The sequence below is a fragment of the Thauera chlorobenzoica genome (assembly GCF_001922305.1).
GTDB classification, from domain to species: Bacteria; Pseudomonadota; Gammaproteobacteria; order Burkholderiales; family Rhodocyclaceae; genus Thauera; species Thauera chlorobenzoica.
Genome location: NZ_CP018839.1, coordinates 1145642 through 1157534, shown reverse-complemented (window position 1 = coordinate 1157534; position 11893 = coordinate 1145642). Strand labels below are relative to the sequence as shown.

At 66.6% G+C, this 11893-nt stretch carries 11 protein-coding genes; 9 read left to right on the top strand and 2 right to left on the bottom strand.

All coding sequences use genetic code 11. The features are described from left to right. The first annotated feature begins 63 nt into the window (after positions 1-63). The 6 genes from Tchl_RS05495 (at position 64) to Tchl_RS05465 (ending at position 7208) form a co-directional block, all read left to right on the top strand. Positions 64-975: a helix-turn-helix transcriptional regulator gene (locus tag Tchl_RS05495; protein ID WP_075147508.1), complete on the top strand. Its 912-nt coding sequence runs from the start codon at positions 64-66 to the stop codon at positions 973-975. A gap of 32 nt (positions 976-1007) precedes the next feature. Beyond that, positions 1008-1616, top strand: coding sequence for a hemerythrin domain-containing protein (locus Tchl_RS05490; protein WP_075147507.1), 609 nt, complete (start codon positions 1008-1010; stop codon positions 1614-1616). A 220-nt stretch (positions 1617-1836) separates the two neighbouring features. Beyond that, positions 1837-2844 (top strand): AraC family transcriptional regulator, encoded by a 1008-nt coding sequence (locus Tchl_RS05485; RefSeq protein ID WP_075149591.1) that lies wholly within the window; start codon positions 1837-1839, stop codon positions 2842-2844. Between the two features lie 176 nt (positions 2845-3020). Next, on the top strand, positions 3021-3542 hold the full coding sequence (locus Tchl_RS05480; RefSeq protein ID WP_075147506.1) for a sigma-70 family RNA polymerase sigma factor: 522 nt from the start codon (positions 3021-3023) through the stop codon (positions 3540-3542). Continuing rightward, complete coding sequence (locus tag Tchl_RS05475; protein ID WP_075147505.1) at positions 3539-4528, top strand: FecR domain-containing protein; 990 nt, start codon at positions 3539-3541, stop codon at positions 4526-4528. Before Tchl_RS05480 ends, Tchl_RS05475 begins: the two co-directional genes overlap by 4 nt. 319 nt (positions 4529-4847) lie before the next feature. After that, positions 4848-7208 carry a TonB-dependent receptor gene (locus Tchl_RS05465; RefSeq protein WP_083945162.1) on the top strand — a complete coding sequence of 787 codons (2361 nt, stop codon included), beginning with the start codon at positions 4848-4850 and terminating at the stop codon, positions 7206-7208. A 122-nt stretch (positions 7209-7330) separates the two neighbouring features. On the opposite strand, the gene Tchl_RS05460 is transcribed toward Tchl_RS05465, so the two are convergent. Then, a complete protein-coding gene (locus Tchl_RS05460; protein WP_232311663.1) occupies positions 7331-7555 on the bottom strand; it encodes an NAD(P)-dependent oxidoreductase in 225 nt (74 codons plus the stop codon). A 193-nt stretch (positions 7556-7748) separates the two neighbouring features. Here Tchl_RS05460 and Tchl_RS17715 point away from each other — a divergent pair, with 193 nt between their 5' ends. The 3 genes from Tchl_RS17715 (at position 7749) to Tchl_RS05450 (ending at position 11096) form a co-directional block, all read left to right on the top strand. Next, positions 7749-7904, top strand: a complete 156-nt coding sequence (locus tag Tchl_RS17715; protein WP_198158993.1) for a hypothetical protein — start codon at positions 7749-7751, stop codon at positions 7902-7904. Next, a complete protein-coding gene (locus Tchl_RS05455) occupies positions 7901-9544 on the top strand; it encodes a thiamine pyrophosphate-dependent enzyme (protein WP_075147504.1) in 1644 nt (547 codons plus the stop codon). The genes Tchl_RS17715 and Tchl_RS05455 overlap by 4 nt, the downstream gene beginning before the upstream one ends. 133 nt (positions 9545-9677) lie before the next feature. Continuing rightward, positions 9678-11096 (top strand): FAD-binding oxidoreductase, encoded by a 1419-nt coding sequence (locus tag Tchl_RS05450; RefSeq protein WP_075147503.1) that lies wholly within the window; start codon positions 9678-9680, stop codon positions 11094-11096. A 74-nt stretch (positions 11097-11170) separates the two neighbouring features. Here Tchl_RS05450 and Tchl_RS05445 read toward each other — a convergent pair whose 3' ends face one another. After that, a complete protein-coding gene (locus Tchl_RS05445) occupies positions 11171-11719 on the bottom strand; it encodes a MarR family winged helix-turn-helix transcriptional regulator (RefSeq protein WP_075147502.1) in 549 nt (182 codons plus the stop codon). Positions 11720-11893: the final 174 nt, after the last annotated feature.

The window sequence follows — 11893 nt, the reverse complement described above, 5'->3', positions numbered from 1 at the left end:
TCGTTTTTTTTAAGCACTATTGTTCATCGACGAAATGAACCAAGGTGCACCAAGGATGCAAGCATGAGCACGCAGATCGACGACGGCCTGAACGCGCCGCCCAATGACGGCGACGCCCAGGTCGATACCCGCAGCGACGCCGAATTCCTCGGCGCGCTCGGCAAGCGCGTGCGCGAAGTCCGCGACCGCCGTGGCATGACCCGCAAACTGGTCGCGCGCGAGGCCAGCGTCTCGGAACGCCATCTCGCGCACCTGGAAGCCGGCGAAGGCAACGTCTCCATCGTCCTGCTGCGCCACATCAGCCGCGCGCTGGATGTACCGCTGGTCGAGCTGCTCGCGGTGGAGACCGAGGATACCGTCGAACGCCGCCTGATCCGCCGTTTCCTCGAACGCCTGCCGCGGCATCGCCTCGAAGAAGTGGTGTTCCGGCTGATGCGCGACTTCGGTCACGAAGAAGCGGTGCGGCGCAAGCGCATCGCCCTGATCGGCCTGCGCGGCGCCGGCAAGACCACCCTCGGCAAGCGCCTGGCCGCCGCCCAGGGCGTGCCCTTTATCGAACTCGACGGCGAGATCGAAAAAGACACCGGCATGCCATCGAGCGAACTCTTCGCCCTCTACGGCCAGACCGGCTACCGTCGCATCGAGCAACGCACGCTCGAGCGCGTGATCCGCGCCCACGACCGGGCGGTGATCTCGTCGGGCGGCGGCGTCGTGTCACAACCGGAAACCTACGACATGCTGCTGTCCAACTGCCTGACGATCTGGCTCAAGGCCCAGCCCGAAGAGCACATGTCGCGGGTCATGGCCCAGGGCGACCTACGCCCGATGGCGGGCAACGACGAAGCCATGGAAGACCTCAAGCGCATCCTCAACGCGCGCGAGCCGCTTTATGCCCGCGCCGACACCGTGCTCGACACTTCGGGCCTGACGGTCGACGCGTGCTTCCTGAAACTACGGGAAATCGTCAGCGGCTGACCCCGGCCGTCTCCGGAAAAGGAAGCCCCATCTTGAAAGCCGAAGTCATCCAGATCATCAAGGACGAACACCTCGCGATCAGCGCCGTGCTCTACACCCTGCGCTACCTGGTGCGCGAGATGCGCGCCGGCGCAACGCCGGACTTCACCCTGCTGAAGGCGATCCTCGACTACATCGTGTCCTACCCGGACCGCTGGCACCATCCGAAGGAGGACGAATACCTCTTCGCCGCGGTCAAGCGCCGCACGCACGAGGCCGACGCCCTGATCGCCCGGCTCGAACGCGAACACAAGCTCGGCTACCCGATGATCGAGCACCTGAAGGAGAAGCTCGTCGCCTTCCGCAACGGCGACGAAGGTGCGGCCGAAGCCTTTTTCGAACTCGCCGAACGCTACGTCGGCTTCGAATGGGCCCACCTCCACGCCGAAGAAGACCTGCTCCTGCCGCTGGCCGAGCGCGTCCTCAAGGCGGAAGACTGGACCACCATCGAAGCCGCCTTCCGCACCCACGACAACCCTCTGTTCGGCATCAAACCGGGCGAGGAAGCCCAGGCGCTGTACCAGACCATCCTCCGCCTCGCCCCGGCGCCGATCGGCTTCGGCCCGGCCACACCCTCCTCTTCTTCGGCCAGCCGCCCGTAACACTCCGCCCCCCTCCTGACCAGGCGGATTGCGCGACGAACGCAGGCTTTACCCACGGCAAAACCCTGCATGGTGTAGTGTTATGCGCAGTTCGAACCATGAGAAACCCCTGACGAAGCGGGTTTCGACCCGGATCCGGGGCGCTTCGAGAGCGCACCACCACCACGCCTCGCGGTGATCCGGCTTCGCTGGAGGTAGCGCCGTGAATGTGGATGATGCGATGCGTGCCCTGCGCCGTGATGCCGACCGTATGTTCGGCGACGGCGGTCCGGCGCCGGGGGTGTTCGTGGCCAGCTGCGATCCCGAGGACGCCTCACAGCGGCTGGCACGCTTGTACGGTCGGCACCGGCTGGACCTCCGTGGCCGGCGTGAGGCCTTCGACATGCGCCTCCAGGTGGCCAGCGCCGGACCGCTCGAGATCGCACGGCTGAGCTTTGGCGCCAGCGTCGAACTCGATCAGCGGCCGCTGCGGCGTTTCACCCTGGTCACCACCCAATTGGCCGGCCGCTCCGAAATCGCCGACGGCAGCCAGATGTGCCTCGGCGGCCCCGGCATGGTCGTGATCGACTCGGCCGACGCACCGGCCGTGAAACGCTTCTCGCCGGATAGCTGCCGGCTCCACATACGCCTCGATCAGCTCCGGCTGGAAGCGAAATGCTCGCAACTGCTCGGTCGCGAGGTGCGCGCGGCACTCGTTTTCCGGCGTGTCCTGGAACCCGGCTCGCCGACCCAGGCACGCTGGCTGGCACTGCTCCATATGGTGCTGGCCTGTGCCAAACCTGCCGAACAGGGCAGCAGTCCGCTGCTTTTCGAGCAGCTCGAGGACATGGCGGCGCTATTGCTGCTTACCGAAGTTCCGCACAGCCGCAGTGCGTTGCTTGCGGGCTCGCCGCCCGCGATTGCACCACGCCATGTGAAGCGGGCGGAGGAATTCATCTGCGCACATGCAGCGGAAGCGCTCACGCTGGGCGACATCGCCGCGGCGGCCGGCGTCAGCACCCGTGCCCTGGCCGAAGGTTTTCGCCGGACCCGCCAGACCACGCCGATGGCTTTCCTGCGCGAACAGCGTCTGCTCCGGGTGCGCGCCGCCCTCGAAGCGGCCGGACCGGGCAGCACGGTGACCGACATCGCCCTGCGCTGGGGCTTCGGCAACCTCGGCCGGTTCGCCGCCGATTATCGCCGTCGCTTCGGCGAAGCGCCGGCGAAAACCCTGCGCCAGGCTGGCTGAGCCGTACAGCGCCAGCAGTTTCGCACCCTCATCAAGCTGACGTGGAATCTAGAGCAATGCGCTACGCGTTTGACGGCAGTCCCAATCGGATAGGACAATAAGAACGATTCTCGATAGCCAGCCGACCCGCCGGGCAAGCCAGCCACCAGACGCTCGTTCCCCACCGGAGGCTGCCCGTGCGCACCGCGCTTTCTCTCGACCCCGCATCTGATCCCATTGCAGCGCTCTACCGCGACCACCACGGGTGGCTGCACACTTGGCTGCGCAAGAAGCTGGGCTGCTCACACCAGGCAGCGGACATCGCCCAGGACACCTTCGTCCGGGTCATGGGCAGCCGGGCGCAGTCCAGTGACACGGCCTGCTGGGCGGAATCCCACGCTTATCTGACCACGGTCGCCAGGAACCTGGTGGTGGACCACTGGCGCAGGCAGGAGCTGGAGCGAGCCTACCTGGCAGCCATCGCCCTGCTACCAGAGCCGGAGGCGCCCTCACCGGAAACCCGCCTGCTGATCCTCGAATCCCTGCTGCGCATCGACAAGTGCCTCGCCGCCCTGCCTGCTGTCACCCGGCGCATCTTCCTGCGCTCGCAGCTGGATGGCCTGATCTACGCCGACATCGCCACCGAAATGGAACTGTCACTCGCTACCGTCAAGCGCCACATGAGCCGGGCGTTCCTGGCCTGCCTTCAAGCAGCATGAACGCCCCCGCAAGCCTGCCCCGCGACATCGACCCGGCCATTCTCCAGGAAGCAGCGGAATGGATGATGCGCCTCACGTCCGGGGAGGCCGGCGCGGCCGAGCACGAGGCGCTGGCACGTTGGCAGGCCCAGAGCTCCCAGCACCGGCTGGCTTGGCAGCGCGCCGAAGCCTTCCTCGCCGACTTGCGGCGCATGCCCGCCGAGGTCGCCAAGACGGCCCTCGATCGGCCGCCGGCCCGCCGCCGCGCCCTTGCCCGGCTGGTGTGGCTGCCCCTGGCACCCACCGCCGCCTGGCTGGGCTGGCGCCATGCCTGGCCCGCAATGCTGGCCGAGTTGCGCACCGCCACCGGCGAGCAGCGCCAGGTCACCCTGGCCGACGGCACGCTTCTTACGCTCAACACCTCCACAGCCGTGGACATACGCTATTCGTCGCAGCAGCGCCTGATCCGGCTGATCGAGGGAGAAGTCCTGATCGCCACTGCCACAGACCCGGCGCCGCTCACCCCCTCGCAGCCCCGGCCGTTCCTGGTGCAGACGGTGGAAGGCACAGCCCGCGCCCTGGGCACCCGCTTCACCGTCCGCCGGCTGCAAGGGACGGGAACGGAGCGCAGCCGGGTCGTCGTCTTCGAGGGCGCGGTGGGGATCAGCGCCGGCGGCCGGCACCTCGTCCTTGACCGCGGCCGGCAGGCCGAATTCACGACCACCGCCATCGGCCCTGCGGCCCCGGCCAGCGAAGCCGTGGACGGCGCCTGGGCCAGCGGCATGCTCATCGCGCGACAGATCCGTCTCGCCGACCTGGCCGCCGAGCTCGACCGCTACCGCCCCGGCCTGCTGCGCTGCCATCCCGGCGTGGCGGATCTGCGCATCTCCGGCGCTTTCCCGCTGCTCGACCCCGAACGCAGCCTGCGCCTGCTGACGGACACCTTCCCTTTGCGCTTGCGCTACCGCACCCGCTACTGGGCCACGCTGGAATCCAATGAGGGTTGATACCTTTTTCCGTTTCGTCCGTCGTGTCCAGTGAAATCCCACTGAACCCACGCACACGAAAGGAGAACTCCCGGTGTCCCATCCCTCGTCCCGCAACCGCTCGCCACGCACTTTCGCCCACGCTCCCGGCCGGCCGAGGGCACCGGCCTCCCGCCGGGCCGCCCCAAGGGAGGCCAGCACCTCCTCGGGGGGGTGGAGCGGGGAATTCGCGGAGCACTGCTCCGCGCCCGCGGAACGGGCCGGTTGTGCAAAGCCGGCCCTCCACGAACGAAGTAAGCGTGGGGGTCGTTTCATCCTGGCGCTGCTGCTGGCCCTGACGATGCCCGCCGCGCCGGCGCTGGCCGAAGACCCGCCGGCCTCTGCCGCCAGGAACTACACCATCGCCCCCGGCACGCTCGAAGATGTGCTCACGCATTTCGCCGCCGCCGCCGGCATTCCGTTCTCCTTCGACCCGGCCCTGGTCGCTAACCGCAGGAGCGGCGGCATCAACGGCGCCTACACCGGCGAGGAAGGGCTGCGCCTGCTGCTCCGGGGCAGCGGGCTGACCGTGCAACCAAGCAGTGATGGCGGCTACACGCTGGTGAAGGCACCGCAAGCGCAGGCTTCCGCGGCGAAGGCGACGCCGCCCGAGGACATGACCAAGCTCGAGGCCGTGACCGTCAGCGCCACCCGCGGCGGCAGCGTCGCGGGCGCAACACCACAAAAAGTCACCGTCATCGATCGCGAGGAAATCGAGCGCCAGTTGCAGATAACTGCGGACCGCGGCCAGGTCCTCGGCAATCTGATACCGGGCTATACGCCGAGCCGCCAGAAACTCGTTAATTCCGGCGAGACCTTCCGTGGCCGCAAAGTGCTGTTCATGGTCGACGGGGTGCCTCAGTCCACCCCGCTGCGCGATGACTCACGCGACGGCTACACGATCGATCTGAGCATGGTCGAACGCATCGAGGTGATCCACGGCGCCAGTGCCGAACATGGCCTGGGGGCGACCGGCGGCATCATCAACTACGTGACCAAACAGGCCAGGGCCGGCGAGTTCAACCAGCGTGCCGCCGTGCACATGAGCGCCGATGACGGTCTGCACTCCGAAGGCCTGGGCTACAAGCTGGACTATCAGGTCAGCGGCCGGCGCGGCGACTGGGACTATCTGGCCGGAGCGACGCTACACGAGCGCGGCATCTTCTTCGACGGTGCCGGCCGCACCATCGGTGTCGACCCGTTCGGCTCGGGCGACATCCAGGATTCGACCAGTTACGACCTGTTCGGCAAACTGGGCTACTGGCTGGGCGACAATCAGTACCTAGGATTCTCGGTCAATCGCTTCGAGCTCGAGAGCAACCACGACTATGCCAACGTGCCCGGCGACCGGGCCGAGGGCATCCCGGCCACATCGCGCAGGGGAGATCCGCCGAACGATCCACCTTTCAACAATGCCACCACCGTCAATCTCTCTTACGTGCATGGCGACTGGTGGGGCAACCAGCTCGACACGCAACTCTACCACCAGCGCTATCGGGGCCAGTTCGGCACCCATCCGACGGCTTTTCCCTATTTCGACGCCGCCGGCAACAAGCGACTCGACCACTCCCGCACCGAGTCGGACAAGGTCGGCGGAAAATTCACCCTGAGCCGCGAGGGGCTGTTCAATGGCCACCTCAAGCTCACCACCGGCATCGACCTGGTGCAGGACAGCACGCAGCAGGTGCTGGTGCAGACCGGACGCACCTATGTGCCCGAATCGGTATTGCGCAACGCGGCGGCCTTTCTGCAGGGCGACATCAAGGTCACCGACGCGCTGTCGCTGCACCCCGGCGTGCGCTACGAGCGTGCCAGGATCGATGTCGATACCTATCACACCCTCGATCGCAAGAACGTGAACCAGGACAAGGTCGAGGTCGGCGGCGGCAGCCCGCATTTCTCCGAGACCCTGGTCAAGGCCGGCGCCATCTATCGTTTCACCGGCCGGGTGCAGGTATTTGCGAACTATTCCGAAGGCTTCGGCATCCCCGACGTCGGCCGTGTGCTGCGCAGCATCAGTACCCCGGGCCAGGATGTGGATAGCCTGATCCAGCTGAAGCCCATCGTCACCGACAACCGGGAACTCGGCCTCCGGCTGAGCGGAAACCGATACAAGTTCGAGATCAGCTACTACGAATCCAACTCCGATCTTGGCGAGCGGCTGGTCCAGGAGGGCGTGCACTTCACCGGTCAGCGCGAGAAGGTGGAGATCCGCGGGGTCGATGTCAGCGGCAACCTGCGCCTGAACGATGCACACACCCTGGGCCTGATCTATGCCTTCAACGAGGGGAAGTCCGATACCGACGGCGATGGCAGGGTCGACACCGAACTCGACGGTGCCAACATCGCGCCGCAGCGCCTGACCCTGCAATGGCAGGCGAACTGGAACGAGCGCCTGTCCAGCTTCGTACAGGCCACCCGGTACTTCGACAAGATCTTCCATGACCAGACCAATCCGAACCTGCGTCGTTTCGACGGTTATCATCTGGTGGATGCATCCCTGAGCTATCGCCTGCCAGCAGGCAGGGCCAGCTTCGGCATCGAGAATCTGCTCGACGAGAAGTACATCACCTGGTATTCGCAGACCACGCGGGACGGCAATGACCAGTTCTTCTCCGGCCGCGGCCGAACGTTTACCGTAGGATACGAGCTCGATTTCTGAGCATCCTATCTCCTGCCGGCGCACGCCACGGGACACGATCCTACCGCCAGGGGCTGGCTCCAAAAAACTCCGCGCTCCGCCCTGAAACCCCCGCTCGCGCGCGCCGCCCCTGGGCAGACTCTTCAGTATCCAACCGTGAACCGGCAGCGGCGATGCCGCGGCTTTTCCGCCTCGTCGAGCATCGCCAGCGCGTAGTCCTCGACCGAGATGCGGCTGTTGCCCTCGGCGTCGACCAGGAGCTGGTCGCGGCCGAGGCGGAACCTGCCGGTGCGTTCCCCCCGCTCGATGTGGGCCGACGGGCTCAGCATGGTCCACTCGAGTGCATCCTCGGCACGCAGGAGGTTCATGGCGTCGCGCGCGCCTTCAGCCGTACCCTTCTCCAGCCCCACGTCGCTCGATCGGGCGTGGTCACGCCGACGCTGCATGACCGCGGCGGAAATCCGCCGGATCCGTACAGTCCGTGCCGGAAACGGACAGACCCGAGGCCGCATGCGGCGCAACATCAGTCCTCGTTCGCAACACGACCCGGGGAGCACGAGCATGAAAATCTGTCTGTACGGGGCCGGTGCGGTCGGCGCCCGCATCGCCGCCGCCGGCCACCCGCTATCGGTCGTCAAACCCGGCACCGCGCTCGCCGCGCTACGGGTTGCGCCACAAGGCGGATTCGAGGCGCCATTTCGCTGGAGGACCACATGACCGAAAAAATGACGGGCGGCGAGGCGATCGTCCAGTCCCTGCTGGTGCACGGCGTCGACACGGTATTCGGCATCCCGGGGGTGCAGACGTACGGCTTTTTCGATGCACTGCACGCCGTGCGCGACCAGATCAGGCTCATCCACCCGCGCCACGAACAGGCGACCGCCTACATGGCCTTCGGCTATGCGAAATCCACCGGACGGCACGGCGTGTTCTCGGTGGTGCCCGGGCCCGGCGTGCTCAATGCGTCGGCGGCGGTCTGCTCGGCGTATGGCGCGAGCGCGCCCGTGCTGTGCGTGACCGGCCAGGTGCCGTCCGATTTCATCGGCTCGGGCAAGGGCCATCTGCACGAACTGCCCGACCAGCTCGCGACGATGCGCTCGATCACGAAGTGGGCGGCACGCATCGACCATCCGGCCGAGGCGCCGGGCGTCATGGCCGAGGCGTTCCGCCAGATGTCCACCGGCCGGCCGCGGCCGGTCGCGGTCGAGATGCCGTGGGAAGTGTTCGGCATGGCGGCCCCGGTCGAGACGCCCGGCACCCCGGCCGCATACGCGCAGATCGCGCCTGATCCCGACCAGCTCGAGCAAGCCGCGCGCCTGCTCAAACACGCCCGCAACCCGATGATCATGGTCGGCAGCGGCGCGCAGCACGCCCATGAGGAGGTGCGCGCGCTGGCCGAGCTGCTGCAGGCGCCGGTCGTGTCGTGGCGTGGCGGACGCGGCATCGTGCCGGACGACCACTACCTCGGCTTCACCTGCGCGGCCGGCTTTCAGCGCTGGGCGCACACCGACGTGCTGATCGGCATCGGCTCGCGGCTCGAACTGCAGTGGTTCCGGTGGCCCGATCCGCCAGCGAATCTAAAGATCGTCAACATCGATATCGATCCGACCCAGATGTCGCGCATCAAGCCGGCGGTGCCGGTCGTCGGCGACGCGCAGGCCGCCACGCGCGGCCTGATCGCCGCAGTGCTGAACGATGGCACGCCACGCGCCTCGCGCCGCCTCGAATTCGAGGAGATCAAGACCCGGGTGGATGCCGCGATCACCAGGATCCAGCCACACCTCGGCTATCTGCAGGCGATCCGGCAGGTGCTGCCGCGCGACGGCTTCTTCGTCGAAGAGATCTGCCAGGCCGGTTTCACCTCCTATTTCGGCTTTCCGGTCCACACCCCCCGCAGCTTCGTGACCTGCGGCCACCAGGGCACGCTCGGCTTCGGCTACTCGACCTCGCTCGGCGTCAAGGCGGGCAATCCGGACAAGGCGGTGGTGTCGATCTCGGGCGATGGCGGCTTCATGTTCGGTGTCCAGGAGCTGGCAACCGCCGTGCAGCACCGCCTCAACGTCGTCAGCATCGTGTTCAACAACGGCGCCTTCGGCAACGTGCTGCGCGATCAGCAGCAACGCTTCGATGGCCGCAGCATCGGTGCCGAGCTGTCCAATCCGGATTTCGTCAAGCTCGCGGAAAGCTTCGGCATGCCGGGTTATCGGGTGGGCACGCCGGCCCGGTTGCGGCAGGTTCTCGAGCGCGCGCTGGCCGACGACGGCCCGGCGCTGATCGAAGTCGAGGTGGAGCGCGCCGCCGAGGTATCGCCGTGGGAGTTTCTGATGCCCCCGTCGCAGCGCGCCCAGAAAGCGTGAGGCGAAGGCTCGCCTCGTAGCGTATCGCCGCGTTGCCACCGGCCTGCTGCACATACACACCCTCCGGATCGGTCGGCGCTGGCGCGGCCCCGGTGCTGATCGCCATTTTCCCCTGCTTATGCCGGACATACCCATGCCATCGACTACATCCACAGACAACCCCTTGAATTCCCGCATTCCGGCGGTCACGGCGCTGATTGAAGCCCTGGGCTGCGACCGCGTGTTGAGCGGCGACGAATTGCGCGATCGCCCATGCCGTGACTGGAGCGAAGAGCCCTCGGCACAGCCGCTGGCCCTGCTGCTGCCCCGCAGCCCGCAGGAGGTGGCGGCGGCGCTGCGCCTGTGCCATGCCCACCGGGCTCCCGTCGTCGTCCAGGGCGGCCTGACCGGGCTGGCGGGAGGAGCCAATCCGGCTCCGGGTGAAATCGCATTGTCGCTGGCGCGACTGAACGCCATCGAAAACTTCGACGCGGTGGGGGGCACGGTCATTGCCCAGGCGGGCGTGACGCTGCAGCAGCTGCAAGAGCACGTCGGCACCGAAGGGTGGAGTTTCCCGCTGGACCTGGGAGCCAGAGGCTCATGCCAGCTCGGCGGCAATGCCGCGACCAATGCCGGGGGCAACCGCGTGCTGCGCCACGGAATGATGCGCCAGAACGTGCTCGGGCTGGAAGTGGCGATGGCCGATGGAACACTGGTCGACATGCTGGACCGGGTGATCAAAAACAATGCCGGCTTCGACCTCAAGCAATTGTTCATCGGAAGCGAGGGAACGCTCGGGGTCATCACCCGCTTGTCACTGAAACTGGAGCCTGCCCGCCGCGCCAGCAGCACTGCACTGTGCGGAGTCCGCAGCTTCCAGGCCGCCACGCGGCTGCTGCGCCTGGCCAAGGAGATGCTGCCCGGCCTGACGGCCTACGAGTTGATGTGGGATGGTTTTTTTCGCGCCAGCGCCCAGGCGCAGGGGCGGCGTCCTCCGCTTGACGGCCACTTTCCGTTGTACGTACTGCTGGAAAGCCAGGGACATGCCGCGCCGGTCTGCGACTCCGCCATGCAGGAGTTCCTCGCAAACGCACTCGAGGATGGGTGCGTGGAAGACGCGGTCATTGCCAGCTCCATCGAGCAGGCGGCAGGGCTTTGGGGGTTCCGGGAAGGGATCGCGGAATTACTGGCTCATCTCAAGCCATGCGTAGCGTTCGACGTCAGCGTGGCCCTGGTGAAGATGAACGATCTGGTGGAAGAGTTGCGATCCGATCTGGAAGCGCGCTTCCCCCACATCGCTCACCTGTTCTTCGGACACCTGGGAGACGGCAACCTGCATCTGATCAGCGGCCCGTATGCAGCACCTGAAGACCGGGAAGCGGTGGAGAAGCTGGTCTATGCGCGCGTAGGGCGCTACAGGGGGAGCATCTCGGCCGAACACGGCGTGGGCCGGCTGAAGAAAGCCTACTTGCCGATGTCGCGCAATGCCGGGGAGCTGGCCCTCATGGCGCGTCTCAGGAACTGCCTCGATCCGCAGGGCATCCTCAACCGCGGCCGCGTGCTCGAGGCCTAGGGCCGGCTTCGATACAAACGCAAGGGTCAGGCAAACTCATCGATAACCTTGCCCCTCTTCCCGCCAGCCTGCGCTCACACCTTCCGGGCGGACTTTCCGGTCTTCTTGCGCCCGGAGAAGGGCTCGTCACCGGACACTTCCGCGGCCAGCACCGGGTCGATGATCATCGCGCTCAGCGCGTGCAGGACTTCGCGCAGCGTCTTCGGCAGCGCCCCGCGCTGGGTCTCGCTCAACCTGCCCAGCATATGCGCCTCAAGCCTGGAGATCCGCACGTGAGCCTCCGCCAGCTGGGCACGTCCGGCAGCGGTCAGCCCGAGGCGGACGACCCGCCCGTGCCCGGGGTCGGGCTGACGTGACACCCAGCCTCTGGCTTCCATGGTCTTCACCATTTCATTGGCCGATTGCGGCGAAACCAGGGCGCGTTCGGCAAGCTGCGCGTTGCTGATCTGCACCTGCCCCTCGAGGAAGGACAGCACCGTGTATTGGGCGACGCTCAACCCGAGCGGTGCCAGCGCATCGCGCATGCGGCGGCCCAGCGCATGGTGGAGCCGCCCGATCAGGTAGCAGACGCCCGCCGGGCGATCTGCGCTGACGGGCAAGGCGCCGTCATCGTCGGAGTTCATGCAATGTCCTCGATGTGTTCATGTCGCTGAAGCTCGTCAACCCTGCCGATATCGACCGATCATTTTACCCACCTCCGCCGGAGGCTTTGCAACTTTCGTCCAAAGCACTCCCAGCGAATAAAACCCTTGCTTTTTCATGGACACTCCTTATCATCGATATTATCAGGTTGCCTG